The organism is Nocardiopsis sp. YSL2 (assembly GCF_030555055.1).
GTDB lineage: Bacteria > Actinomycetota > Actinomycetes > Streptosporangiales > Streptosporangiaceae > Nocardiopsis.
The window spans coordinates 4,281,716-4,306,457 of sequence record NZ_JAMOAO010000001.1; the positions used below are offsets into that span (position 1 = coordinate 4,281,716).

General features: G+C 73.3%; 20 protein-coding genes and 1 riboswitch. Of the genes, 11 read left to right on the forward strand and 9 right to left on the reverse strand.

Going from position 1 to position 24,742, the window contains the following annotated elements:
- The first annotated feature begins 75 nt into the window (after nucleotides 1-75).
- Both M1P99_RS18930 and M1P99_RS18935 read left to right on the forward strand, forming a co-directional pair.
- Nucleotides 76-1,038: a glycerophosphodiester phosphodiesterase family protein gene (locus tag M1P99_RS18930; protein WP_304453933.1), complete on the forward strand. Its 963-nt coding sequence runs from the start codon at nucleotides 76-78 to the stop codon at nucleotides 1,036-1,038.
- A gap of 127 nt (nucleotides 1,039-1,165) precedes the next feature.
- Nucleotides 1,166-2,407 carry an alanine racemase gene (locus M1P99_RS18935; protein ID WP_304453934.1) on the forward strand — a complete coding sequence of 414 codons (1,242 nt, stop codon included), beginning with the start codon at nucleotides 1,166-1,168 and terminating at the stop codon, nucleotides 2,405-2,407.
- Between the two features lie 80 nt (nucleotides 2,408-2,487).
- Here the strand turns inward: M1P99_RS18935 and M1P99_RS18940 are convergent, their stop codons facing one another.
- A complete protein-coding gene (locus M1P99_RS18940) occupies nucleotides 2,488-4,128 on the reverse strand; it encodes a beta-N-acetylhexosaminidase (protein WP_304453935.1) in 1,641 nt (546 codons plus the stop codon).
- Between the two features lie 403 nt (nucleotides 4,129-4,531).
- Here M1P99_RS18940 and M1P99_RS18945 point away from each other — a divergent pair, with 403 nt between their 5' ends.
- The 3 genes from M1P99_RS18945 (at nucleotide 4,532) to M1P99_RS18955 (ending at nucleotide 7,069) form a co-directional block, all read left to right on the forward strand.
- Nucleotides 4,532-5,413: a DMT family transporter gene (locus M1P99_RS18945; RefSeq protein WP_304453936.1), complete on the forward strand. Its 882-nt coding sequence runs from the start codon at nucleotides 4,532-4,534 to the stop codon at nucleotides 5,411-5,413.
- Between the two features lie 19 nt (nucleotides 5,414-5,432).
- Nucleotides 5,433-6,656, forward strand: a complete 1,224-nt coding sequence (locus M1P99_RS18950; RefSeq protein ID WP_304453937.1) for a glycosyltransferase — start codon at nucleotides 5,433-5,435, stop codon at nucleotides 6,654-6,656.
- An 83-nt stretch (nucleotides 6,657-6,739) separates the two neighbouring features.
- The gene (locus M1P99_RS18955) at nucleotides 6,740-7,069 is read left to right on the forward strand and encodes a hypothetical protein (protein WP_304453938.1); all 330 of its coding nucleotides are present in this window, start codon (nucleotides 6,740-6,742) and stop codon (nucleotides 7,067-7,069) included.
- A 183-nt stretch (nucleotides 7,070-7,252) separates the two neighbouring features.
- On the opposite strand, the gene M1P99_RS18960 is transcribed toward M1P99_RS18955, so the two are convergent.
- Nucleotides 7,253-8,197, reverse strand: a complete 945-nt coding sequence (locus M1P99_RS18960) for a LysR family transcriptional regulator (RefSeq protein WP_304453939.1) — start codon at nucleotides 8,195-8,197, stop codon at nucleotides 7,253-7,255.
- A gap of 131 nt (nucleotides 8,198-8,328) precedes the next feature.
- Between M1P99_RS18960 and M1P99_RS18965 the strand changes: the two genes are divergently transcribed.
- Nucleotides 8,329-9,657, forward strand: a complete 1,329-nt coding sequence (locus tag M1P99_RS18965) for a pyridoxal phosphate-dependent aminotransferase (protein WP_304453940.1) — start codon at nucleotides 8,329-8,331, stop codon at nucleotides 9,655-9,657.
- A 386-nt stretch (nucleotides 9,658-10,043) separates the two neighbouring features.
- Here M1P99_RS18965 and M1P99_RS18970 read toward each other — a convergent pair whose 3' ends face one another.
- Nucleotides 10,044-11,237: a glycosyltransferase family 1 protein gene (locus M1P99_RS18970; protein WP_304453941.1), complete on the reverse strand. Its 1,194-nt coding sequence runs from the start codon at nucleotides 11,235-11,237 to the stop codon at nucleotides 10,044-10,046.
- A gap of 214 nt (nucleotides 11,238-11,451) precedes the next feature.
- Between M1P99_RS18970 and M1P99_RS18975 the strand changes: the two genes are divergently transcribed.
- Together M1P99_RS18975 and M1P99_RS18980 are read left to right on the forward strand one after the other, a co-directional pair.
- A complete protein-coding gene (locus M1P99_RS18975) occupies nucleotides 11,452-11,706 on the forward strand; it encodes a DUF6457 domain-containing protein (RefSeq protein WP_304453942.1) in 255 nt (84 codons plus the stop codon).
- A gap of 183 nt (nucleotides 11,707-11,889) precedes the next feature.
- A complete protein-coding gene (locus M1P99_RS18980; protein ID WP_304453943.1) occupies nucleotides 11,890-13,308 on the forward strand; it encodes a sodium:alanine symporter family protein in 1,419 nt (472 codons plus the stop codon).
- An 87-nt stretch (nucleotides 13,309-13,395) separates the two neighbouring features.
- Here M1P99_RS18980 and thiD read toward each other — a convergent pair whose 3' ends face one another.
- The 3 genes from thiD to M1P99_RS18995 form a co-directional block, all read right to left on the reverse strand.
- Complete coding sequence (thiD, locus tag M1P99_RS18985; protein ID WP_304453944.1) at nucleotides 13,396-14,199, reverse strand: bifunctional hydroxymethylpyrimidine kinase/phosphomethylpyrimidine kinase; 804 nt, start codon at nucleotides 14,197-14,199, stop codon at nucleotides 13,396-13,398.
- Nucleotides 14,187-14,287: riboswitch (TPP riboswitch) on the reverse strand. It overlaps the preceding gene by 13 nt.
- Nucleotides 14,288-14,501: 214 nt before the next feature.
- A complete protein-coding gene (locus tag M1P99_RS18990; protein ID WP_304453945.1) occupies nucleotides 14,502-15,431 on the reverse strand; it encodes a DUF368 domain-containing protein in 930 nt (309 codons plus the stop codon).
- Nucleotides 15,432-15,729: 298 nt separating this feature from the next.
- Nucleotides 15,730-17,433 carry an acyl-CoA synthetase gene (locus tag M1P99_RS18995; protein ID WP_304455750.1) on the reverse strand — a complete coding sequence of 568 codons (1,704 nt, stop codon included), beginning with the start codon at nucleotides 17,431-17,433 and terminating at the stop codon, nucleotides 15,730-15,732.
- 356 nt (nucleotides 17,434-17,789) lie between these two features.
- On the opposite strand from M1P99_RS18995, the gene rocD reads away from it, so the two are divergent.
- The gene (gene rocD / locus M1P99_RS19000; protein ID WP_304453946.1) at nucleotides 17,790-19,064 is read left to right on the forward strand and encodes an ornithine--oxo-acid transaminase; all 1,275 of its coding nucleotides are present in this window, start codon (nucleotides 17,790-17,792) and stop codon (nucleotides 19,062-19,064) included.
- Between the two features lie 127 nt (nucleotides 19,065-19,191).
- Here rocD and M1P99_RS19005 read toward each other — a convergent pair whose 3' ends face one another.
- Both M1P99_RS19005 and M1P99_RS19010 read right to left on the reverse strand, forming a co-directional pair.
- Complete coding sequence (locus M1P99_RS19005; RefSeq protein ID WP_304453947.1) at nucleotides 19,192-20,508, reverse strand: SGNH/GDSL hydrolase family protein; 1,317 nt, start codon at nucleotides 20,506-20,508, stop codon at nucleotides 19,192-19,194.
- A gap of 43 nt (nucleotides 20,509-20,551) precedes the next feature.
- Complete coding sequence (locus M1P99_RS19010; RefSeq protein WP_304453948.1) at nucleotides 20,552-21,784, reverse strand: 8-amino-7-oxononanoate synthase; 1,233 nt, start codon at nucleotides 21,782-21,784, stop codon at nucleotides 20,552-20,554.
- Between the two features lie 321 nt (nucleotides 21,785-22,105).
- On the opposite strand from M1P99_RS19010, the gene bioA reads away from it, so the two are divergent.
- Together bioA and bioD are read left to right on the forward strand one after the other, a co-directional pair.
- Nucleotides 22,106-23,506 (forward strand): adenosylmethionine--8-amino-7-oxononanoate transaminase, encoded by a 1,401-nt coding sequence (gene bioA, locus M1P99_RS19015; RefSeq protein WP_304453949.1) that lies wholly within the window; start codon nucleotides 22,106-22,108, stop codon nucleotides 23,504-23,506.
- Nucleotides 23,503-24,219 carry a dethiobiotin synthase gene (gene bioD, locus M1P99_RS19020; protein WP_304453950.1) on the forward strand — a complete coding sequence of 239 codons (717 nt, stop codon included), beginning with the start codon at nucleotides 23,503-23,505 and terminating at the stop codon, nucleotides 24,217-24,219. The genes bioA and bioD overlap by 4 nt, the downstream gene beginning before the upstream one ends.
- A gap of 10 nt (nucleotides 24,220-24,229) precedes the next feature.
- Here bioD and M1P99_RS19025 read toward each other — a convergent pair whose 3' ends face one another.
- On the reverse strand, nucleotides 24,230-24,736 hold the full coding sequence (locus M1P99_RS19025) for a DUF3291 domain-containing protein (RefSeq protein WP_304453951.1): 507 nt from the start codon (nucleotides 24,734-24,736) through the stop codon (nucleotides 24,230-24,232).
- Between the last annotated feature and the right edge of the window lie 6 nt (nucleotides 24,737-24,742).

The window sequence follows — 24,742 nt, forward strand, 5'->3', positions numbered from 1 at the left end:
CGGTCATCGCAGGGTCACCACGCGCGTTCACCCTGAGGTGGCAGTTGGCCAGTCCACGCGCACTTGGGAGGTCCGGTGCACCGCATCGGTATCGTCGGAGCCGTCTCGTTCATCGTCGTCACGAGCGCGAGCAGCGCGCTCGCCGCGCCCACACTTCACCCCCAGACGATCGCGGCCAGCACCCGCGTCGCAGTCGAGCACCCCAACCCCGTCCGGCCGCTGGACGCCATCGCCCACCGCGGCGCCTCGGCGTACGCACCCGAGAACACGCTGGCGGCCATCGACGAGTCCGCCGCACGCGGAGCGGAGACCGTGGAGATCGACGTCCAACTGACCGCGGACGACGAACTGGTGATCATGCACGACACCACGCTCGCGCGCACCACGGACGTCGAGGAGCGGTTCCCCGGACGGGCGCCCTACGACGTCGCCGACTTCACCATGGACGAGATCCGCGAACTCGACGCCGGATCCTGGTTCGACGCCTCCTTCGAGGGCGAGCCCGTCCCGACCCTGGGCGAGGCGCTGGACCGCCTGGAGGAGCACGACCTCAACCTCCTGCTGGAGCTCAAGGAGCCCGCGCTCTACCCGGGCATGGAGGAACTGGTCGCCGACGAGTTCACCGACCGCCGTCAGTGGCTGCGGCACAACCCGCCGTGGCAGCCGCGCCACCTGGTCGTGCAGAGCTTCGACTGGCGGGTGACCGAGCGCTCCAAGGAACTGATGCCGTCGGTGCCGCACGCCCTGCTCGGCCGCGTCCCCGAGGACCGCCTCGACGAGTTCGGCTGGGCCCACCTGATCAACCCCAACCACAACTCCATCGACGCCGACTACGTGGACCTGCTCCACGACTCCGGCTTCGAGATCATGCCGTACACGATCAACGACCGTGCCCGGATGGACGCCGTCCTGGAAATGGGCGTCGACGGGTTCATCACCAACACCCCGGACGTCGGCCGCGAGGCGATCGACGACTTCTCCGGCGACCGGAACCCGCGGGCGCCCATCGTCGTGCCGCCGGCCGGACCCTTCGCCTGAGGCCGGACACCCTCCGGCCCCCGGTCGCGCCCGCCTCCGGTGGGATGATCCCCGTGACCGACCACGGGCCCGCCCGGGACGGCGACGACCGCCGTCCCGGGGCGGGCCCCCTTCAGGAGGCACACACGTGAGCGAACGGCTGACCATCCCCCGCGAACTCGTCGACTGGCGGACCAAGGGGCTGTGGTGGACGGGTGAAGCGATCCCCCTGGACGAGTTCGCCGCCCGGCGCGACAGGCTCTTCACGGGGCCGTTCACCTGGCCGCTCATGGTGCTGCGGGCCTCGGCCCTGGACCGCAACATCGCCGCGCTCGCCGACTTCACCGCCCGCCACGGGCTGCTGTTCGCCCCGCACGGCAAGACCTCGATGGCGCCCGCGCTCCTGCAGCGCCAGCTCGACGCCGGCGCCTGGGGGATCACCGCCGCCACGGCCAACCAGGTCCTGGCCTACCGCCGCTTCGGGGTCTCCCGTGTCCTGTTGGCCAACGAGTTGTTGGACGCGCGCGTGCTGCGCCTGCTCGTCACCGAACTCGACCGGGACCCCGGATTCGAGTTCCTCTTCTACGCCGACTCCGCGGAGGGTGTGGCCGCCGCGGCGGGGGCCGCCGCCGACGCCCGGGGCGGCCGTCCGCTGCGAGTGCTGGTCGAACGCGGCACGCCCGGCGGACGCACCGGATGCCGTACCCGTGAGGAGCTGCTGTCCGTGGCGCGCGCGGTGGCCGGGGCGCCGGGACTGGAGCTGGCCGGTGTCGCCGGGTACGAGGGTCCGGTCAAGGACGCCGAGGGCGTGCGCGCCTTCGTCCGCGACCTGGTCGGCGACGCGGCCGCGATCACCGCGGGGTTCGGTGTGCGGCGCCCGGTGCTGTCCGTGGGCGGCAGCGCCTGGTTCGACATCGTGGCCGAGGAGGTCGGCGGCCGCTCGGACGTGCTGCCGATCCTGCGCAGCGGGGCCTACGTGGCGCACGACGACGGCCTGTACCGGCGGACCACGCCCTACCGCAGGCTGCCCGAGGGACCCGACGCGCTGGCCGGTGCGCTGGAACTGTGGGCGCAGATCACCTCGACTCCCGAGCGGGGCCTGGCCATCGCCGGGATGGGCCGCCGGGAGGCCAACTCCGACCAGGGGTTCCCCGTCCCGCGCGTGCTGCGGCGCGCGGACGGTGCCACGGTCCCTGCCACGGGGATGGAGGTCACCGGCCTCAACGACCACCACGCCTACCTCACGGTCGCACCGGAGCTCGGTGTGCGCCCGGGCGACCTGGTGTCCTTCGGCATCTCGCACCCGTGCACGGCCTTCGACCGCTGGCGGGTCCTGCCGGTGCTCGACGACGAGGACACGGTCGTGGACGCCGTGGCGACCTACTTCTGATGCGGCGCCGGTCCCCGACGGGCGTGAGCCGCCCCCGGTGCGCGGGCACACCGGGGGCGGCCGTGTCCCGGCCGCTCCGCCTACGAGCCCCAGCCCACGAGGCCCGGGCGGGTCTGCCAGGGGTGCGGGCCGTCCAGAGGGCGGTACTCCACGCCGAGTGCCGCCAACCGGTCCAGGTGGTCGCGCAGGCGCGGTTCGAACTCGGCGTAGTCGCGCGAGCCGGTCGACCACACCTGCTCGGCGAAGGCGGACAGGCGAGGGAAGACCATGTAGTCGAGCCTGCGCGGGGTGTCCACGTGCTCGGTCCAGACGTTCACCTGGGCGCCCAGTACGTGTTCGGCCTCCTCCTCGGTGAGGCCGGCGGGGACCGGTTCGGCCAGGTAGACGTCCTCGACACGCAGCAGGGTGCCCACCGGGACCGGCTCGTCCTCGGACTCGGACTGCTTGTAGTCGAGGTAGGAGGTGCGGGTGGGGCTCATGACCACGTCGTGGCCGGCGCGCGCGGCGGCGATCCCGCCCTCCTCCCCGCGCCACGACATCACGGTCGCGTTCGGACTCAGCCCCGCCGACCGCTGCCCCCGACCGCCCTCGGGGGTGTCGCCGCCCTCCCAGAGCCACCCCTCCAGGATCTCGTCCCAGCCGAGCAGTCGGCGTCCGCGTTTGGCCAGGTGGTCGTCCAACTGGCGGATGAACCAGCTCTGGAGCTCGTTCTCGTCGGCCAGGCCCTCGTCCCGGATGCGCTGCTGGGCCGACGCGCTGTTCCGCCACTGCGTCTTGGGGCACTCGTCGCCACCGACGTGCACGTACGTGCTCGGGAACAGCTCGACGAGTTCGTCGAAGACGTTCTTGTAGAAGTCCAGGACGTGGTCGGTCACCGCGAGGACCTCGTCGAAGATGCCCCACTCGGTACCGACGGGGATGTTCCCGCTCTCGCCGAGTTCGGGATAGGCGTGGATGGCCGCCTGGGAGTGGCCGGGCACGTCGATCTCGGGAACGACGCCGATGTGCCGGGCCTCGGCGTAGGCGACGATCTCGCGGATGTCGTCCTGGGTGTAGAAGCCCCCGTGCGGACGCCCGTCGAACCTCGGCGGCCGCCCCGCGCCCTGCTGGCTCTCGGTCCGCCAGGAGCCCGCTTCGGTGAGCTTGGGGTAGCGGCGGATCTGCACGCGCCAGCCCTGGTCGTCGGTCAGGTGCAGGTGCAGCACGTTGAGCTTGTGCATGGCGAGCAGGTCGATGAACCGCAGGACCTCGCGTTTGGGGAGGAAGTGGCGGGCCACGTCCAGCATCACGCCGCGCCAACGGAACCGCGGGGCGTCGGTGACGCTCACCGGCGGCAGCGTCCAGGCCGTGTCCCCCAGCGGGGCGCCGCGGTAGGCGGCGGGCGGCAGCAGTTGGCGCAGGGTCTGCGCGCCGTAGAAGAGGCCGGCGGGGTCGTGCCCGACGATGATCGCGCCCTCCCCGTCCACGATGAGCCGGTAGCCCTCGTGTCCCAGGCCGGCCCCGGGGTCCACGCTCAGCCGGATCTGTGCGCTGTCCTCGTCGCCGGTGGCCAGCGGCAGGCCGGTGGCCGCGCCGACCTCCCGCTGGAGCCAGGCGAGGACTCCGGCGGCGGGGGCGTCGGCGGACACGCGGGTGGCCTGGGTGAGCGTCAGCGAGCCCGGTTCGCCGGTGGAGGCCGACACGGGCCGGGGCAGGAGGGAGGGAGGGGAGGTGTGAGGCACGGGGAGGTGCTCCTATCCGGTCTAGACCAATACCCGCCATAGTGCCACGGAGCGCGCGCGGCGCACACCCTGGCCGCCGTGCACCGACGGGTGGCCCCGAAATGCTGACATTTGACTAGGAGAAGGACTTATCGCCCCATCAGTGGTGGCACGCGTAGGAACAGCACCCGCGGACACGGGCACGTGTCCCTGGTGTCCAGACGGGTCGAACCCTGAGCAGGGGTGGGGTGAGCACTACCCGGGAACCGGGGGGTGGCGTGATCGCAGGGACGGACCGCCCGTCCGTACTGTTCTCGGCATACCCCTGGCCGGGCAGGCCGGCGGGCGCTCTCCGGAGACCGGTGGTCCGTCCGGGGCCGGAGGCGGACGAGGCGCGCACACGAGCGGACGGAAGGTGGAGCTGATGGTCTGGCCCGTCCTGATCGCCGTCGCCGGCGCCTTCACCCTGGCACTCGGCTCCGCCATGCAGGAGCGCGACGCCGTGCGCGCACCCGGACACCGGGTCGCCCGGGCCGGCTTCCTCCTGCACCTGGTCCGCCAGCCGCGCTGGGTGATCGGCAGCGCCGCGGCGGTCCTGGGCGCCTGCCTGCACCTGGTGGCCCTGAGCGGCGCGCCGCTCACCATCATCCAGCCCATCGGCGTGACCGGCCTGCTCTTCGCGATCGTGCTCTCGGCGGTGTTCACCCGCCGGCGGGTGGGCGTCGGGCAGATCATCGCGGGTGCGGCCGTCATGGTCGGCCTCGTGGGCGTCCTCTGGCTGTTCCCGCACGGCTCGAACACCCCGTTGCTGCCCACGTCCGTGGCGCTGGCCCTGACCGGGGCCACGCTCGGACTCGGAGCGGCGGTCTACCTCACCGCGCACTGGATGCCGGACGGCACGCGCGGCATCGTGCTCGCCCTGGCCGGCGGGACCGCGATGGGCACCACGTCGGGCCTGGCCCGGGTGATCACGGCGGGCGTGCACGAGGACTGGACCAGTGTCCTCAGCTGGCTGACGCCCCTCGCGCTGGTCACCGCGGTCTTCGGCGCCCTGCTCATGCAGAACGCCTACCGCACCGGGCACTTCGCCGCCGCCTACGCGACCCTGCTCATCACCGATCCCGTGGTCGGCGTGGGGATCGGAGCCCTCCTCCTGGGCGAGGGAGCCCCCGAGACCCCGCCGACCCAGTTCGCGGCGGCCGCCTTCGCCGCACTGGCCATCGTCGGAACCGTGAGCCTGGCGCAGGCGCGCCACCGCAACCCCGAAGCAGAGCACCAGCACACCGGCAGCACCGTCAACACCTGAGGATCCAAGGAGTTCGACCATGGCCCAGCCCACTCGCGCACTGCGTGTCCTCATCGCCACGGACACCTACCCGCCCGATGTCAACGGTGCCGGCTACTTCACCCACCGGCTGGCGGAGGGGATGGCCGACCGTGGCCACCACGTGCACGTGGTGTGCCCGTCGGAGCGCGGCGCCCCCTACGTCACGGTCGACGGCGCGGTGACCGAGCACCGTCTGCGCTCGGCGCCGATCCCGTTCCAGGAGAGCATGCGCGCGGCCCTGCCGCTGGGTATGCGCGGACACATCGCGCGCCTGCTGGCCCGCCTGGACCCCGACGTCGTCCACGTGCAGAGCCACTTCACGCTCAGCCGGACGGCCCAGCGCCGGGCCAGAGCCACCGGGATCCCGGTCGTGCTGACCAACCACTTCATGCCGGACAACCTCTACGCGCACGCCCACCTGCCCGGCGCCGTGCACGGTCTGGCCGGGTCGCTGGCGTGGCGGGACATGGTCGGTGTCGCCGCCGAGGCCGACTACGTGACCACCCCGACGCCGCGCGCGGCCGAGCTGCTGCGGGAGAAGGGGTTCGCGGGAACGGTGGAGGACATCTCGTGCGGGATCGACCTGGAGCGCTTCCACCCCCGGTCCGGTGACCGGGAGGCCGCGCGGTCGAAGTTCGGGCTGCCCGAGCGGGACACGGTCGTGTTCGTGGGGCGCCTGGACGCGGAGAAGCGGATCGACGACACCATCCGGGCGCTGGCCGCAGTCTCCGGTGAGCGCGACGTGCAGCTGGCGCTGGCGGGGACCGGACAGCGCGAGGACGAGCTGCGCGCGCTGGCCGCCGAGCTGGGCGTGGCCGACCGGGTGTTCTTCCTCGGTTTCGTACCGGACGCTGAGCTGCCGCTGGTCTACGCGGCGGGTGACGTCTTCGCCATCGCCGGTGTGGCCGAGTTGCAGAGCATCGCCACGCTGGAGGCGATGTCGACCGGTCTGCCGGTCGTGGCGGCCGACGCGATGGCCCTGCCGCACCTGGTGGAGGAGGGGCGCAACGGGTTCCTCTTCCCCGCGGGGGACCCTCTGCACCTGGCCGACCGGCTGCTCACGGTGCTCGGCTCCCGGCGCGAGGCGCTGGGGCGGGCCAGCCGGGAGATCGCGCTGCGGCACGACCACCACCGTTCCCTCGCGCGGTTCGAGGACGTCTACCGACGGCTCCAGGGACGCGAGCCCGTACGGTCACGGAAGGCGAAGGTCGTAGCCGCTTAGGTGTTCTGTACCTTTTTGTCGCTTTCCGTATTCTTTGCGTAGCGATCGGTGAGCTTGGTGTACTTCGGGAAACACCAGACACTGTGTGGTTCGAGGGCATCAGTGCACAGACCAGGATCGGCCGAGTCGCCCGGGGCGGCAACGTCGCCGAAGGGCTGACCGAGCGGCTGGTCAGAGCCGAACGAGAGGCCGGGTTCCACGAGCGCGACATGTCGGCGTTCCAGCGCGAGCGCATCGACCTGGAGCACAGGGTGGCCCGAATGGAGGCGGAACTGGAGGCACTGCGTCGTCGGCGGCTGGAGGCCTACGCGCGGTGGTGGAACGCCCGGGACGACCGGGACCGCGCACTGCACGTCTGCCGCCGACTGCGCCGCAGGATCGACCGGAGCAGACGGAGGGCGGCCGAGGACTGAGCGGTGTCCGGTGGAACGACCGGAGCGTGCGCGCGGCGGTGCCGCGCGGCGGCGCGGGAATCCACCGGACAGGCCCGGGGCCGCCCGGAGAGCGAAGCCTGCCCTACGGCGGTGGGCCCGACCGGCCGGTCGGGCCCACCGCCGTGTCCCGGGGCCGCGCGGGCCCGGGGCGGTCCGGGCGCCCTACACGGGGCCCTCGGGCATGGCGGCCAGGAGCTCCTCGACCTGGCGCGCGGCGTCCCTGAGGGCGGAGAGGGTCACCTGGACGGCGGGGCGGCGCAGGGAGGCGGGACGCAGGACCGCGTACACGTGCCGTTCGGGCGCGGAGGCGGGCAGGCGCCGGTAGGCCAGCCCCGCGGGCGCTCCCACCAACGCCAGCGCGGGCACCGCGGCGATCCCGATCCCCCGCGAGACCAGGCTCAGGATGGTGCCCAGCCCCTCGAACTCCCACGCCGCTCCCGGTAGTCCGCCCACCTCGGCGAGCAGGCGGTCGGTGCCGAAGCGCGACCGCTCTCCCTCGGGGGCCACGACCCACGACTCGCCCAACAGGTTCTCCAACACGACCGGGCGCTCCGGATCGGCGAGCGCGTGGTCCTCGGGGACCGCCAGCACCAGCGGGTCGCGCAGCAGGTGCACGTGCCGCAGCCCGCTGTCGGGGCCGCGGCCCGGGTGCTGGCCCGTCCAGTCGTCGACCAGCGCCACGTCCACCTCGCGTGAGCGGACCTTCTGCGTCCCGGTCGCCAGGAGCGTCTGGCGAAGGACCAGCTGCATCTCCTCGTGACGGCGCAGCGGGGGCGCGAGCAGCGGCGCGAACGCCACGGCGGCCGTCGGGAAAGCTGTGACGGTCACCACACCGAGCGCCACGTCCGACTGCTCGGCGATGATCGACTCGGCGGCCTCCACCAGCGCCAGGATCTCGTCCGCCTGCAGGACCAGCAGCCGTCCGGCGTCGGTCAGCTCCGCCCCGCGCGGAGAGCGGTCCAGGAGCGCCACACCCGTCTCCCTCTCCAGTGCGGCCAACTGCTGTGAGACGGCCGAGGGCGTGTATCCCAGGGCGTGCGCGGTGGCGGCGATGGTGCCCCGGGCGCTGAACTCGCGGAGCAGATGCAGGCGGCGCAGATCGAGCATAAGAACATCTTACGCTCAGCATCGAAAAGACTCGCTTGTACTGATGTCGCGGTCTGGGCAGGCTGGGGGTGACAGACCGTAGCCCCAAGGCGCGGTCAACAGCCAGAACATGAGCCGGAGATGAGTCCTCGATGACCGTCACTGTGTCCGCGACCCTCGCTGTCAACGAAGCCCTCGCAGAGAAGCGACGCCAGGGGGTGCGCGTCCTGCCGCTCGGCTTCGGCGAAGCCGGGCTCCCGGTCCACCCGGTCATGCGGGACCGGCTCTGCGAGGGCAACGGCGCCAACGCCTACGGGCCCGTCGCCGGGTCCGCCGCACTGCGCTCCGCCGCCGCCGGGTACTGGGAGCGGCGCGGTCTGCCCACCGACCCCGACATGGTCATCGCGGGTCCCGGCAGCAAGCCGCTGCTCTACAGCCTGCTGATGGAGGTGGGCGGCGACACCGCCATCGCCGCGCCCAGCTGGGTCAGCTACGCGGCCCAGAGCCGCCTGCTGGGACAGCGGCCGGTCATGGTCCCCACGGCCGCCGGCCAGGGCGGCGTACCCCAGCCCGACCTGCTCTTCGCGGCCGTGACCGCCGCCCGGGACGAGGGCCGCACCGTCAGCGCCGTCGTCGTGACCCTGCCCGACAACCCGACCGGTACCGTGGCCGACGCCGCGACCGTCCAGCGCCTCGCGCAGGTCGCCCGCGAACTCGACCTCGTCATCATCTCCGACGAGATCTACCGCGACCTCGTCCACCCGGTCGCCCAGGGCCAGGAGCAGGCCCGCGTGCACAGTCCCGCGGAATACGCGCCCGAACGCACTGTCATCTCCACCGGTCTGAGCAAGAACCTCGCCCTGGGGGGCTGGCGGATCGGTGTCATCCGCCTGCCCGACTCCGAGATCGGCCACCGCCTGCGGGGCGGGCTTCTCGGCGTGGCCAGCGAGATCTGGTCCAGCCCCGCCGCACCCGTGCAGCAGGCGGCCGCCCACGCCTTCACCGAACCCCGGGAACTGCGCGACCACGTCGACCGCAGCCGCCGACTGCACGGGATCGTCGCGGCCGCCGTGTCCCGCCGGTTCGCCCGGGCCGGTGCCGCGGTCGCCACCCCGCGAGCCGCGTTCTACCTCTATCCCGACTTCGAGCCGCTCCGCGACCGCCTGGCGGCCCTGCACGGGGTCACCACCGGAGCCGGGCTCACCGGCCTCCTACTGGAGCGCCACGGCATGGGCGTCCTGCCCGCCGTCGAGTTCGGCGAGGGCGCCGACGCCCTGCGCATGCGCGTGGCCACCAGCCTGCTCTACGGCGACACCGAGGAGCGCCGCTACGCCGCGCTCGCCGCCACCGACCCGACCGCGCTGCCCTGGATCCGCGCCCACCTCGACCGACTGTCCGAGGTCCTGGACGCGGTCGTTGGCGACACTCCGAGCACGGTCATCCCCCACCCGAAGTCCGAGACCGCGCCGGCGTCCCGCTGACGCCCGTCCGCCCGCCACCTGCGGCGGGCGGGCCCGACCCCAGTACCCACCCCGTGTCCGCCCCGTGAAGGGGGCGGGGCGGACACACCGCGGTTCGGCCGCTCCCGCGCCGCCCGGGCCCGGGAGCGGCCGGATCCACGCGTGCCGCCGGTGCCGCCGACCGGTCAGGAGGCGGCGGGGCAGGTGGGCCCGGCGAACCCGCGCCCCACAGGGCCGTACGCATCTAGGGCGTGTTCCGTGGATGCCGCCCGTCGCGAGCGGCGTTCCGGTGCGGCTGCCGCAAGGCCGAAGAAGAAGGCGTCCCGGTGTGGCTGTCGACTGATGAGACCGCGGCGGGAGGCGTGCCGGGGCGCCGCGCAGCAGGGTGAGTATCCGCGGAACACGCCCTAAGCGGTCGAGGCCTCACGCTCCGCACGGGCGGCCAGCTCCGGACTCGGCGCGATGACGGCGCGGTAGTGGTCGAGCAGCTGCTCTCCCACGGTCTCCCAGGTCCTGTGCTCCACCGACGGCCGCGCCCGCCCGGCCATCCCCGCGCGCAGCTCCGCGTTGTGGACGAGACGGCCCACGGCCACGCGCAGCTCGCGCACCGAGTCGGGCGCGAACAGCAGACCGTTGCCCTCGGGCACCACCAGGTCCAGCGGACCGCCCGCGGCCGGCGCCACCGCGGGCACCCCCGAGGCCAGGGCCTCCTGGACGGCCTGGCAGAAGGTCTCGTCGGCGCCGGTGTGCACGAACACGTCCAGGGAGGCGTACAGCCGGGACAGGTCGGCCCCGGTGCGCTGCCCGGTGAAGACCGCGTCCGGAAGCAGGCGCCGCAGGCGCGACCGTTCGGGGCCGTCGCCCACGACGACCAGCCGGATCCCGCGGAGCCTGGCCAGGTGCGCCAGCATGTCCACCCGCTTGTCCTTGGCGAGCCGTCCCACGTAGCCCACGATCACCTCGCCGTCGGGCGCCAGGCGGCGGCGCAGGTCCTCGCTGCGGTGCTCGGGCGAGAAGCGGACGGTGTCCACCCCGCGCCGCCACACGTCCAGGCGGGGGAAGCCGTGCGCCGACAGGGCCTCCATGCTCGCCGACGAGGGCACCAGCGTCCGGTCCACGGCCGCGTGCGTACGGCGCATCAGCGACCACAGGGCCTCGGACCCGGGCAGGCCGTAACGGCTCGCGAAACCCGGCAGGTCGGTCTGGAACACGGCCACCGTCGGCAGCGCCCAGCGGCGCGCGGTGTCCACCGCGGCCAGGCCGAGCAGGGCGGGGGAGGCCAGGTGCAGCACGTCCGGGGCGAACGCGCGGATGGCGGCGGTCATCGTGCGACGCGCCGGGAGACCCACGGGGAATTCACGGTAGAAGGGCAGCGGCAGGGCGGGCATCCGGACCACGGGGAAGCCCGCGTAGGAGGTGGGGCCGTGCCCGGGGGCGAGCACGAGCGCCTGGTGGCCCCGGGCCGCGAGGAGGTCGGCGACCCGGCACACGGAGTTGGTCACCCCGTTGACCTGCGGGAGGAAGGACTCGGTCACGATCGCCACGCGCAGGGGAGGCGAGGACGGTCTCCGGTCGGTGCGGTCGGTTGCTGTGGGGGACATTCTGGCTGCTCCCAACGCCGGGGGATGGCTGCCTTCGACGCTAGGCTCGGGGGGTGAACCCCGGTCAGGCCCCGAGAGAACCGTTCCCGAAGGCCAGGCGTGGGTTCGCGGAGCGCGCGGTGACCCGGCCGGTGCGGACGGGTGGCCGCCGAGTGGCCCGGCGGTGACTATGATCGCCTTCTGTGACGAATGAATTGCTCTAAGGAGTCCTGTGGTGACCCTCGTGGAATGGGCCGAAGCCGTGCGCGCGGAGCTGGACCTGGTGGGGACGGAACCGCTGGGCAGAGCCGATGTGGACCGGGTGCTCGACCTGGCCAGAGACGCCGCCCACTCCGTCGCGCGACCGGCCGCGCCCCTGACCACCTACCTGCTCGGCGTGGCGGTGGGCCAGGGCGCGGACCCCGAGGCCGCGGCCGCCGTGCTCAGCCGGCTCGCCCTGGCCCAGGGCGACGGTTCGCAGGACGCGTGAGCACCCGACCCGCAACGCTTGCGTCGGGCGAACGTGACGTGTCCGTGACGATTCACTGCAAATCTGACAGCACCCTGAGTGTGCCCGCGGCCCGCGGGCCCGTTCTCCTGGGAGGGACGCTGTTCCGCCGACCGCGGGTACACGACCAACCCCCGGCCCCTGATCGTGATAGGGAGATCCCCCATGGATCAACTCCTTGAGATGGCCGGCATCGTCAGCAGCATCGTGTGGGGGCCCTTCGTCCTCATCCCGCTGCTGCTCTTTGTCGGCGTGTTCCTCACCATCCGGCTCAAACTGCTCCAGCTCTTCAAGCTGCCGCACGCGCTGTGGCTCGCGCTGGTCCGGCGCAAGGAGGACCCCTCGGTCGAGGGCGACATCTCCCACTACCAGGCACTGAGCACAGCGCTCGCCGCCACGGTCGGCGTCGGCAACATCGCCGGCGCCGCGCTGGCCATCGGCCTCGGCGGCCCCGGCGCCCTGTTCTGGATGTGGGTCGTCGGCTTCTTCGGCATGGCGACGAAGTACAGCGAGGCCCTGCTGGGGGTGAAGTTCCGCCGCACCGACTCCAAGGGTGAGCAGAGCGGCGGACCGATGTACTACCTCAAGTACGGTCTGCCCGGCGGTCTGGGCACCACTCTGGGGGTGGCCTTCGCCGTCTTCGGCGCCATCGCGGCCTTCGGTATCGGCAACGGGACGCAGGCCAACACGGTCGCCCAGCAGATGTCGAGCGTCACACCGGCTCCGACCTGGGTGATCGGCCTCATCCTCATGGTTCTGGCCGGTGCGGTCATCCTCGGCGGCATCAAGAGCATCGGCCGGGTCGCCTCCGCGCTCGTGCCGCTGATGATCATCGCCTACGTGGCCATCTGCCTGGTGGTGCTGGCCGCCAACTGGGCGCAGATCCTGCCCGCGCTCCAGCTCGTGGTCACCACCGCCTTCACCGGTACCGCTCCCGCGGGCGGTTTCGCGGGCGCGGGTGTGCTGATGGCCATCCAGTACGGCTTCGCCCGCGGCATCTTCTCCAACGAGTCGGGTCTGGGCACCGGGGCCATCGCCGCCGCGGCCGCCAAGACCACGCAGCCGGTCCGCCAGGCCATGGTCTCCATGACCCAGACCTTCATCGACACCATCATCGTCGTGACGATGACGTGCATGGTCATCATCACGACCGGTGTGTGGCGGGCGGAGAACCCCGAGGACGGCTCGCTGCTGACCACGCAGGCCCTCACCGAGGGCCTGAGGTCGGTCAGCCCGGGGCTGGCCCCGGTCGGCGCCTACGTGGTGGCGATCGCCGTGGCGGTGTTCGCGTTCACCACGCTGCTCGGCTGGGCCTACTACGGTGAGCGGTGCATCGAGTTCCTGGCCGGCCGGGGCTTCGTGACCCCGTACCGCCTGGTGTTCATCGCGGTCATCTTCGTGGGTGCGGTCGCCGACCTGAGCAACGTGTGGCTGTTCAGCGACATCGCCAACGGTCTCATGGCGCTGCCCAACCTCATCGGGCTGCTGCTGCTGTCGCCGATCATCGTCGCGGAGACCCGGAAGTTCTTCGCGTTCCCCGACTGGAAGAACCCCGACGCCGTCATGGACGACGTGCGCGGGTAGCGCGCCACGGCCCGGGGTCGGCCCGGGACGACGAGGGGGACCGCACGCCGTGCGGTCCCCCTCCGTGCTGTGCGGACGACCCGTCCGCTACCACCAGGGGTGGAAATGGTGCACGGGGCCCTGACCGCCGCCGGCGTCGATCTCGTCCGACCGGCGCAGCGCCTCGGTCAGGTAGGCCTTGGCGTCGCGGACGGCGGAGGCGGTGTCCGGGCGCTGGGGCAGCAGAGCCGCGATCGACGACGACAGGGTGCATCCCGTGCCGTGCGAGTTGCGGGTGTCCACCCGCGGCGCCCGCAACTCCAGCGGCTCCTCGTCACGGGAGACCAGTACGTCGACGCTCTCGTCGCCCGCCAGGTGGCCGCCCTTGAGCAGGACCCGGCGCGGACCGAGCTCCAGCAGCCGCTCGGCCTGGTCGCGCATCTCCTTGAGGCTGACGGCCTCCGACACGCCCAACAGGTCGGCCGCCTCGGGAAGGTTCGGCGTGAGCAGGTCCGCGCGCGGCAACAGCAGGGAGCGCAGGGCCTCGATCGCCGTCCCCTCCAGCAGGCGGTCGCCGCTCTTGGCGACCATCACCGGGTCCAGGACGACGTTGACCAGCCGGTGGCGGTCGATCGCCTCGGCCACGGCTCCGGTGACCTCGGCCGTGCCCAGCATCCCGATCTTGACCGCGTGCACGGTGGCGTCGGCCAGCAGGGTGTCCGCCTGCCGGGTGACGAAACCGGCCGGGACGCCGTGGACGCCGGTGACGCCGCGGGTGGACTGGGCGGTCAGGGCGGTGACCACGGTCATCCCGAACACCCCGTGGGCGGAGAAGGCCTTGAGGTCGGCCTGGATCCCTGCGCCGCCGCTCGGGTCGCTTCCGGCCACGGACAACACGTTGTACGCGCTCATGACGTTCCTTCGCTAGCACGACCTAGGGCAGGTTCGACGGGTGTGCTCTCAGCCGGGAGGACTGTTCCCGGCACCCCGCGTCAGTCGCCACCGAGCCTAGGGCATGTCCGGCGGTTGCCCGCCCTGCTGCGCGTCGCCCCGGCGGCACTCTCACCGCGTTCTCATCAGTCGACAGGGGAACCACCCGGGCCCCCGCCGTGCGACGACGGCGAAGCCCGCGCAGGAGGGGAGCTCCCTCTTCGGCCTGGTGAGAGCACCACTGGATGCGCCGCTCGCGACGGGCGCCATCCACGGAACTCGCCCTAGTGGACGCGCGTGGGGGCCGCTCCGTGGCCGGCGTCCGACTGGGCCTTCTTGCGGTGCTCGTAGACGATCGCCGCGGTGACCACGAGGAAGCCGCCCACCGCGAAGGCCACGGTCACGGGCACGTCGGTGATGGGCAGCGGGTTGCGGTCGTGGTCCTGCCACGGCCACAGGGCGCGCAGCGAGCCCGCCATCAGGCCGGTGAGCACCACCAGGGTGAGGTGGTGGAAGTTCTCCAGCAGGTACTGCAGGAGCTTGACGAACAGGGCCAGGCCGGTGATCATGCCCAGCGCCATGACGCCGAGGTAGGCCACGTCCATGTCCCGTACCGCCTGCATCGTGGGCTCGTACAGCCCGAGCGTGAGCAGGATGAACGAACCGGACAGGCCCGGCAGGACCAGCGCGCAGATGGCGACGGCGCCGCCGAGGAAGGCGAACACCGGGTTGGGGGGCAGACTCGCGCCCGGCATGCCGGTCAGGAGGAAGGCGACCACGGCGACGGCCAGCGCCACCAGGTAGTGCCAGGCACGCCACTTCTTGCCCGCGCCGGTGTAGGGAATCCACAGGCAGGCCAGGACGAGGCCGAAGAAGAGGGCGTAGGCGTACTGGGCGTACACCTCCACCAGCGGGGAGAGCAGGACGGCGGCCAGGCCGAGCGCGATCACCATGCCGATCAGCGCGGGGACCAGGACACTCCAGTCCACCATCCGGAACTGCTCGTTCGCGCGTTCCCTGCCGCGGCCGCGCGGCACGTCGGTCACGTACCGCTTGATGCCGCTGACCATGTGGCCGGCGCCGCCGATGAGCTGGTCGTAGAGGCCGACGATGAGCGCGACCGTGCCGCCGCTGATGCCGGGCAGCGCCTCGGAGGTGCCGACGGCCCCGCCGCGCACCGCGTTGAAGATGAAGGAGCCTGCTGACTTGGCCATCTGAGTTGTAGGGCGCCGGCCCGGGGCAGGCCCGGGAGGGGCGCCGTCCTCCGTCCTGTGTGGTCACCGTACCCACCCGTGGGACACGGGCCGGTCGGGGGTGCGGGGGCGGGGCGCGTTCGTGTAGGGGCGCTGCGCCGACCGCCGCTGGGTGTGTGCCGCCCGGGGCGTGCTGGGGGAGGGACCTGCGAGGTCCCTGGGCCGGGCCGGGTCCGGCCAGTGTAGCGGGGGAGCGGGGTGGCGGAGGTGCGCGCTGCGTGGGATCCGCGGGGTTTCGGGTAGGTGATGCGGCTGGTGTTCAGCGTCCGAAACTCGGCGTGGTGTTCTCGCCGCTCTGCGCGACCGACGCCGCCCAGCGGTAGTCCTGCTTGCCGACCGCCGTGCGCCGGACCCGGTCGACGAAGTGCACCGTCCGCGGCACCTTGAACCCGGCCAGGCGCACCCGGCAGTGCGCGCGCAGCTCGGTCTCGACCAGGCGTGCGCCCGCGGCCACGGAGACCAGCGCCGTCACGCGCTGGCCGAGGTGCTCGTCGGGGGCGGGCACCACGATCGCGTCCTCCACGGCCGGATGCGCCTTCAACGCGGCCTCGACCTCCTCGGGGTAGACCTTCTCCCCGGCGGTGTTGATCACGGCGTTGCCCCGGCCGAGCAGGGCGATGGATCCGTCGTGGGCGCGCGTCCCGTAGTCGCCGGACAGGGCCCAGCGGCGGCCGTCGGCGCCGGTGGGGAAGGTCCGGCCGGTGGCGATCGGGTCGTTGTAGTAGCCCAGCGGGATCCGGCCGCTGCGCGCGATGCGGCCCACCACCGGTGAGCCGGGCGGAAGGGGCCGCAGGTCGTCGTCGAGCACGGCGATGCTGCCGCCCACGGTGAAGCTGCGCAGGTCCGCGCCGCCGGAGAGCGTCGGCGCGTCCTCGCGGGCACCGTCGGAGCCGTCGTCCTCACCGGTGGCCGACCCGCACACGCCCGTCTCCGAACCGCCGTAGGCGTCCGCCAGGACCACGTCCTCGCGCCAGGCCCGCCAGAGCGCGCGCACGGGCGGGGTGAGCGGGGTGCCGCCGGAGCGCACGGAGGTCAGGTCGGGGCACAGCCCGGGTTCGGTGAGCAGGTGGCGGGCCAGGGGCCGGGCCATGGCGTCGCCCACCAGCTGCACGGCGTGCACGCCCTCGCGGTGGGCGACTTCGAGGACGCGGTCCGGCCGGTAGCTGCGGTCGGTGGAGAGCACGACGCGCTTGCCGCACAGCAGCATGCTCAGCGCGTTCCACTGGCCGGCGGCGTGCATGAGCGGGCCGAGCACGAGCATGCGCTGGGGGAAGCAGGCGGCGGCGCGTGCGGCGACGTCGGCGGGCGACTCAGCGCGCGGTGCGCCGGGGGCGCGGCGCTCCAGCGCGGCACGGAAGATGTCCGCCTGGCGCCACAGCACGCCCTTGGGGTATCCGGTGGTGCCGCCGGTGTAGAGCAGGTAGTGGTCGTCGCCGCCGGTTCCGGGCAGGGCGGGGGTGTCGTCGGCCTCCGGGGAGCGGGCGGCCAGGGCGGACTCGTAGTCCGTGCCCTCCAGGGCCGCGTCGCGCACGCCGCCGTCCTCGATCAGCAGCACGTGCCGCAGGCGGGGCAGGTCGGGGCGGATCGCGGTGACGGCCGCGGCCAGGGAGTCCTCGGCGATCAGCGCGACCGCGTGCGCGTCGGCCAGCACGTGGCGCAGCTCGCCCGCGACGTAGCGGTAGTTGACGTTGACCGGGACCGCGCCCGCGGCCAGGATCCCCAGGAAGGACTCCATCCACTCCGCGCGGTTGAAGGACAGCACCGCCACGTGCTCGCCGGGACGCACGCCCTCGGCCACGAGGTGGCGGGCCAGGCGCACGGATCGGTCGTGCAGGGCACGGTAGGTCAGCCGGCGGGGACCGGCCACCAGGGCGACGCGGTCGGGGACGGCGTCGGTGACGGCGGACACCAGGCGGGACAGCGAGAAGGGGGCGTCGGGGGACTCGTTCGCAGACGTATGGATGGACACGCCCGACCTCCCTGGCATGGTCCGGGGCCGCCCGCGGGGTCACGGCGGCCGAGTGGCTTTCACGCGACGGTACCCCTCGGGGGCCGACCCGATCGCCAGTGGGGTTGTGGACCGCGTCACCCGGGGAGTCCTCGCAGGTCACACTGGATGTGACGGCCCCGCTCAGAGGGTGTTCGAGGCCCTCGCGCCCGGGGTTTCGGACCGCGGGGCGGCGAGTGACATGGCTTACCTCTTGTGGGGGTGCCGTGTGATCTGTTCAACTCTTGATGGTTTCTCGCCAGAGGGCTCTACCGGGCCCGACGGTGGGTATCTCAGGACTGACAACGGTCAATGGTGATCGGAGCGGCTAGATGAGCAGCACCCAGAATCTGGGCCAGCAGGACTCCGCCGGAAACCCGGGCGGACAAGCACTCACCAGCGCGGATCACATCGCGCTCGCACAGGCGCGTTCGGCGCACAACTACGCACCCCTGCCCGTCGTGATCGCCGAAGGCCGCGGGGCCTGGGTGACCGACGTCGAGGGGCGCCGCTACCTGGACTGCCTGGCCGGGTACTCGGCCATGAACTTCGGCCACCACAACCCCGACCTCCTCGCGGCGGCGCACCGGCAGATCGACCGGGTGACGCTCACCAGCCGCGCCTTCTACAACGACCAGTTCGGCCCCTGGGTCAGCGCCCTGGCCGACATGGCCGGCAAGGAGAAGGTCCTGCCGATGAACACCGGCGCGGAGGCGGTCGAGACCGGCATCAAGGTGGCCCGCAAGTGGGGCTACGAGGTCAAGGGCATCCCGCAGGACCAGGCGACCATCGTGGTCGCGGGCGCGAACTTCCACGGTCGCACGACCACGATCATCTCGTTCTCCTCCGACACCGAGGCCAGGACGGGCTTCGGACCGTACACGCCGGGCTTTCGCTCAGTGCCCTACGGGGACGCCGAGGCCATCGCGCAGGCGATCGACCACACCACGGCGGCGGTGCTGATCGAGCCCGTCCAGGGCGAGGCGGGCGTCATCGTGCCTCCGCCGGACTACCTGCCGCGGGTGAGGGAGATCTGCGACCGCGAACGCGTCCTGTTCATCGCCGACGAAGTGCAGTCGGGGCTCGGCCGGACGGGAACGATCCGGGCCTGTGAGCACACCGGTGTGGTCCCCGACGCCTACCTGTTCGGCAAGGCACTGGGCGGGGGCATCCTGCCGGTGTCGGCGATGGTCGCCGACGAGGACGTTCTCGGGGTGATCCAGCCCGGCCAGCACGGCAGCACGTTCGGCGGCAATCCGCTGGCGGGCGCCGTGGGGCGGCAGGTGGTCTCCATGCTGACCGAGGGGCCCTACCTGGAGAACGCGCGGCGCCTGGGCGAAGTGCTCAAGCGCCGGCTCAAGGAGTTCGAGGGGGACGGGGTGGTCTCGGCGCGCAGCATCGGCCTGTGGGCCGGCATCGACGTCGACCCGGCGCTGGGCACGGGCAAGGAGCTGTGCCTGAAGCTCGCCGAGCACGGTGTGCTGGTCAAGGACACGCACGGGTCCACGGTGCGGATGTCGCCGCCGCTGGTCATCAGCGAGGAGGACCTCAACTGGGGTCTGGACCGCTTCGGTGAGGTCCTGGCCGAGCTCAGGGCCGGGCGCTAGGGAGGTGCGACGGCCGTCGGGTGAGCGAGCGGCCGCGAGCCCGGCAGGCTGAACAGCACAACGAGAACGGGCCGTTCGGGGCGTCGTCGGGCAGGTCCGGCGGCGCCCCGTCGGCCGCTGCGCCCCGCTAGCCGCCGCTCGCCTCGGCGCCGGGCGCGGGCGGCCCGACCACGGGGGCGAGGGGGCCGCCGAGCTCGGCGGCCAGGCGGTCGTCGTCGACGCTCGCCAGGGTCTCCCGTGACACGTAGAGCACGCGCTCGGGGCCCTGCTCGACCTGTTGGCGGACCCGGTCGGCGATGGACATCTGTCCCTGTGCCGTGGGGTGGAAGCTCGCGCGGTCCACGCGCAGCCCCTCACCGAGCTGGCCGAGCACGATGCCGTTCAGCCAGGCCTTCTCCGCGCTCACCTCGTAGCCGTTGAGCGCGCTGTAGGTGTTGACGTACTCGACGCTGCCGGAGCCGCGACCGCCGTACACGTCGCCGTCCACCTCGTACACGACGTCGCGGATGCGCTCGTTGAGGTCGCGGCCGACGCCGTTCAACCACTGCTGGTCGCTGACGGTCAGTGTGTAGTACATCCCCTGCGGGTCCTCGGGGAACAGTCGCGGATAGCCCAGGACGAGCACCCGCGCGTCCGGGGCGCGGTCGCGGATCTGGCCGAGGACCTCGGCCAGGTCCTCCTCGAACGCGTCGAGCCGCCGGCCGATCTCCCCTTCCTGGGCCTGGCAGGCGCCGTTGTCGAGCAGGGGCATCCGCACCATGCAGGTGCGCAGCACGGGGATGAAGCCGAGGTCGTTGCCGCCGATGCCCAGCGTGACCAGCGAGGTGTGCTCGGTGACCCGCTCGATCTGCGACTCCGGGGTGCCGAGCTGCTCGAGCATGTGGGTGGCCCGGTGGCTGCTGCAGGCGTAGAAGCCGAGCGCGCCGGCGAAGTCGAACTCCTGCTCGATGAGTCGGGAGTAGGCGTGCTCCGAACGCCAGCACCCGCCCGGTTCGGCGGTGGCGGGGTCGTAGTCGCCCGCGCCGTCCCCGGAGGAGTAGGAGTCGCCCAGCGCCACGTAGTTGCCCCACAGCGCCGCCTCCTCCGGTTCCATGCGCACCCGGGGGTCGGTCTCCTCGTCCTCGGTGATGGGCGGCAGCTCCTCGACCGGGCAGACGCCGTCGGTGACCTCGCACCACAGGTTGACCAGGCCGTCGCGTGCCGGAGGCACGACCAGAGTCACGATCAGGGTGAGGGCGAGGACGGCGCTGGCCACGAGGGCCGCGCGGGCCCTGCGACGGCCCCGCGGCCGAGGTGCCGCGCCGCCCGTCGTACCGGCGTTCTCGCCCACGGGCGCGTGACCGCCCGGACGCTCTCCGTCGTCGGCTCGGGCGTCGGGGGAAGGGGACCCGGGCGTGTTCTCGGGGACCTTCGCCTCGAACCCGTCGTCACCGCGCTCAGACACCGTTGCTACCGCCTCCCGAACAAGGGCTCCAGCATTGGTCAGGCTACCCGGGGCACGTGGTGGAGATGACGTCCAGGACCCGGCGCACCGCGGCGTCGTCCATGGTCGCCCGGGCGGTCAGCCGCAGCCGCGACCGCCCGTCGGGCACCGACGGCGGACGGAAGCACCCCACGCGCACCCCCTGCTCCAGGCAGGCCGAGCGCCACGCGAGCGCGGACTCGCGGGACGGGGCGATCACCGACACCACGGCCGCGTCCGGGGTGCTCACCGTCAGCCCGCGCTCGCGCAGCCCTTCCGACAGTTCGAGGGCCCGGCGCCGGACAGCGTCGGCGCGCTCGGGTTCGGTCCGCAGCACGCGCAGGGCGGCCAGCGCCGCGCCCGCCGGCGCCGGCGCCAGTCCCGTGTCGAACACGAACGTGCGCGCGGTCTCCACCAGGTGGCGGATGACCCGGCGCGGACCGAGCACGGCACCGCCCTGCGCGCCGAGGGACTTGGACAGTGTCACCGACACCACGACGTCGCGCGCCCCGCGCAGCCCGGCGAGGGTGAGGGCGCCGCGCCCGCCGGGGCCCACGACGCCCAGTCCGTGCGCGTCGTCCAGCAGCAGGGCGGTCGTGCCCGCACCGCGCGCCGTCTCCGCGAGCCCGGCGACGTCGGTCAGGTCGCCGTCCACCGAGAAGACCGTGTCGCTCAGCACCAGGGCGCGGTCCCGCGCGCCCTCCAGGGCCGCCGCGGCGTGCCCGGTGTCGGCGTGGTCGAAGACCGCCACCCGCGCGCCGGAGGCCTTGGCCAGCCGGGTGGCGTCGATCAGCGAGGCATGGTTGTAGCGGTCGCACACCACCAGGGGCACGTCACCGTCGTCGGGGGCGGCCAGCGCCGTGACCATCGCGAGGTTGGCCGCGTACCCGGAGGAGAACACGAGCGCGGCCTCGGTGCCGTAGAAGTCGGCCAGCTCGCGCTCCAGCTCTCCGTGCAGCTCGGTGTCACCCGTGACCAGGCGCGATCCGCCGGCCCCCGCACCCCAGGCGTAGGCGGCGTCGGCCGCCGCGCGCACCACGTCCGGGTGGCGCAGCAGGCCCAGGTAGTCGTTGCCCGCCAGGTCCAGCAGCCCGTCGTCGACCGGCCGCGGCACCGTGCGGCGGGTCAGCCCGGCCTCGGCGCGTCGGCGGGCGGCTCCGTCCAACCACGCGAAGGGCAGGGACGGGCCGGACCCGGTCGGCCCGGGGGCGCCGGCGCGCAGGGGCCAGGGGCGCGGTGGCACGGTGGCGCTGTCCATGTCGGCGGTCTCCTCGGTCGGTGACGGGGGCGGGCACACTCCGGTCGGGTCAGGGCGAGGGCGGGGGCGACGGGGGCCGGGAGACGGCGGCGCGGGCGGTACGGGGCCGCGACGGTCCGCCCCGTCGCCGACGCCCGGTGGGAACCGGCCCAGCGGCGGCCAATCCCGCTGGGACGGTCCGGTCCACGTGCCAGGGAGGCTCCTACGACTCTGCCGGTCGCCGCCTGGGCCGTCACCCGCGGAAGCCCACAAAGTTCGGCCGCGATTCCTGGCGGCGCTCGCGTGGCCGCCGCCGGTGCGTCCCGTGAACAATGAGGCACCATGACGTCCACCCCTGTCGATCCCGCACGCGTGCGCGCCGCGGACCGCGCCCACCTCTGGCACCCGTACACGACCGTCCCCGCCGCCGAGGAGCCGTACGTGGTCACCGGGGCGCGGGGCACCCGGCTGGAACTGTGGTCGGAGGGCGAGACGCACAGCGTCGTCGACGGCATGGCGTCGTGGTGGTCGGCGATCCACGGCTACGGCCACCCCGCGCTGGACACGGCGGTACGGGCCCAGCTGGACGCGTTCGGCCACGTGATGTTCGGCGGGCTGACCCACGGTCCGGCCGCGGAACTGGGCCGGACGCTGGTCGGGATCACCCCCGACGGGCTGGAGCACGTCTTCCTCGCCGACTCCGGTTCGGTGTCGGTGGAGGTCGCGATGAAGATGTGCCTGCAGTACCACCGCTCCACCGGCAGCCCCGAGCGCCGCCGCTTCCTGACCTGGCGGGGCGGCTACCACGGGGACACCTTCCACGCGATGAGCGTGTGCGACCCCGACGGCGGGATGCACTCCCTGTGGGGTGACGTCCTGCCGCGCCAGGTGCACGGGCCGGCGCCCACCCGTCGCCCGCCATCGCCCGTGGGGCGCGAAGCGGGAGGGAACGGGCCACCACCCTCAACCGACGCCTCCGGCGCAGTCCTCCGCGGAGGTTTCGACACCGCGGTCGATCCGTCCTGGGTGGCGGAGTTCGAGCGCCTGGCCGCCGAGAACGCCGACACCCTGGCCGCGGTGATCGTCGAACCCGTCGTCCAGGGCGCGGGCGGCATGCGCTTCCACCATCCCGGATACCTGCGCGAGCTGCGGAGGATCGCCGACGAGTACGGCCTGCTGCTCGTCTTCGACGAGATCGCCACGGGTTTCGGGCGTACCGGCGAGCTCTTCGCCGCCGACCACGCCGGGGTCACCCCCGACATCATGTGCCTGGGCAAGGCCCTGACCGGGGGCTACCTCACGCTGGCCGCGACCCTGTGCACGGGCCGGGTGGCCCGGGGCATCGCCGAGGGGGAGGTGCCGGTCCTGGCCCACGGGCCCACGTTCATGGGCAACCCGCTGGCCTGCGCCACCGCTCTGGCCTCGGTCGAACTGCTCACCGGCGGGGACTGGCGGGCCGACGTACGGCGGATCGAGTCCGGGCTGCGCACGGGGCTGGCCGCGGCCGAGCAGCTGCCGGGGGTGCGCGAGGTGCGGGTGCTGGGCGCGATCGGCGTCGTGGAGCTCGACGAACCGGTGCGCATGGGCGAGGCCACGCGTGCCGCGGTGGCTTCGGGGGTGTGGCTGCGCCCCTTCCGCAACCAGGTCTACGCCATGCCGCCCTACGTGTGCACCGACGAGGACGTCGGAGCGATCGCCGCGGGGATGGTCGCCGCGGCCCGGGCCTCGCTGGAGGCGCGGTGAGCCTGCTGGTGGTGACCGGTACCGGCACAGGGGTGGGCAAGACCGTGGTCACGGCCGCGGTCGCCGCCGCGGCGCGGGACGCCGGGCGGCGGGTGGCGGTCCTCAAGCCGGCGCAGACGGGGGTCGCCGCCGGTGAGCCGGGTGACACCGCCGAGGTCGCGCGGCTGGCCCCGGGCGTGGCCACCGAGGAACTCGTCCGCTACCCGGACCCCCTGGCCCCGGCGACGGCCGCCGCCCGGTGCGGCGCCCGGTGCGTGCGGGCCGAGGAGGTCGCCGACGCCGCGGTACGCCTGGCCGCCGACCACGACCTGGTGCTGGTCGAGGGAGCGGGCGGACTGCTGGTGCGGCTGAACGCCGAGGGCGAGACCCTCGCCGACGCCGCCGTCCTGCTGTCCGCACCGGTCCTGGTGGTGGCGCGGCCCGACCTGGGCACGCTCAACGCCACGGCGCTGACCGGCGAGGCACTGCGTGCCCGGGGCCTGGGACCGGTCGGCGTCGTGGTGGGCGCCTGGCCGCGCGAACCCGATCTGGCGGTGCGCTGCAACCTGGTGGACCTGCCGGCCATGGGCGCGGGTCCGCTGCTGGGCTGCGTACCCGAGGGCAGCGGCGGACTCGACGCCGCGGCGTTCGCCGACACCGCCCGAGCCGCGCTGGCGCCGGCACTCGGGGGTACCTGGGACGCCGCGGCCTTCGCCGCCCGCCACCCCGCCTGAGACCGCCCCCTCAGGAGACCCCGCGGTCCGCCGGCCTGGGCACGGGGGAGGCCAGGGTGAAGGCGTACGGGCCCGGGCCGCACGCGCGCAGGTGCCCGGCGCGCCGGTCGGCCTCGGCCGCCGTCACCTCCGTGTCGGCCGGGGCCCACCACAGGGTCCGCTCCACCGTGGGGAACGCGCCGCTCCCGGCCCGGTAGTCGAGCAGGTCGTCGTGCGCCTGTTCCACGAAGGTCCGCAGCTCCTCGGCCGACCGCCACCGCGACACGGTCCGGGCGCGATCACCCTCGTCGGAGAAGTGGACCTCCTCCAGATGGCCGGAATGGTCCTCGGCGCGCCGTCGCATGGCCAGGACCAGTGCGAACAGTGCGCAGCGGTCGCCGCCGGGGGCGGTGAGGGTCCGTGCCTCGACGAGCACCGCCCCGGCCACGGGCCCGGCGGGCGCGGACCGAGTGGCCGGGACGGCGATCTCCGCCGCCTGGCGGGCCGAGGTGCGCTGGTGCGGGATCAGGGACGGCATGGGTTC

What these genes read in the sequence shown, in the direction of transcription:
- M1P99_RS18970 (WP_304453941.1), bottom strand. Translation starts at nt 11,237, where the DNA reads ATGTCCCCCACAGCAACCGACCGCACCGACCGGAGACCGTCCTCGCCT.
- M1P99_RS18990 (WP_304453945.1), bottom strand. Translation starts at nt 15,431, where the DNA reads ATGGCCAAGTCAGCAGGCTCCTTCATCTTCAACGCGGTGCGCGGCGGG.
- M1P99_RS18945 (WP_304453936.1), top strand. Translation starts at nt 4,532, where the DNA reads ATGGTCTGGCCCGTCCTGATCGCCGTCGCCGGCGCCTTCACCCTGGCA.
- rocD (WP_304453946.1), top strand. Translation starts at nt 17,790, where the DNA reads ATGAGCAGCACCCAGAATCTGGGCCAGCAGGACTCCGCCGGAAACCCG.
- M1P99_RS18980 (WP_304453943.1), top strand. Translation starts at nt 11,890, where the DNA reads ATGGATCAACTCCTTGAGATGGCCGGCATCGTCAGCAGCATCGTGTGG.
- M1P99_RS18950 (WP_304453937.1), top strand. Translation starts at nt 5,433, where the DNA reads ATGGCCCAGCCCACTCGCGCACTGCGTGTCCTCATCGCCACGGACACC.
- thiD (WP_304453944.1), bottom strand. Translation starts at nt 14,199, where the DNA reads ATGAGCGCGTACAACGTGTTGTCCGTGGCCGGAAGCGACCCGAGCGGC.
- M1P99_RS18960 (WP_304453939.1), bottom strand. Translation starts at nt 8,197, where the DNA reads ATGCTCGATCTGCGCCGCCTGCATCTGCTCCGCGAGTTCAGCGCCCGG.
- M1P99_RS18965 (WP_304453940.1), top strand. Translation starts at nt 8,329, where the DNA reads ATGACCGTCACTGTGTCCGCGACCCTCGCTGTCAACGAAGCCCTCGCA.
- M1P99_RS19025 (WP_304453951.1), bottom strand. Translation starts at nt 24,736, where the DNA reads ATGCCGTCCCTGATCCCGCACCAGCGCACCTCGGCCCGCCAGGCGGCG.
- M1P99_RS19010 (WP_304453948.1), bottom strand. Translation starts at nt 21,784, where the DNA reads ATGGACAGCGCCACCGTGCCACCGCGCCCCTGGCCCCTGCGCGCCGGC.
- bioA (WP_304453949.1), top strand. Translation starts at nt 22,106, where the DNA reads ATGACGTCCACCCCTGTCGATCCCGCACGCGTGCGCGCCGCGGACCGC.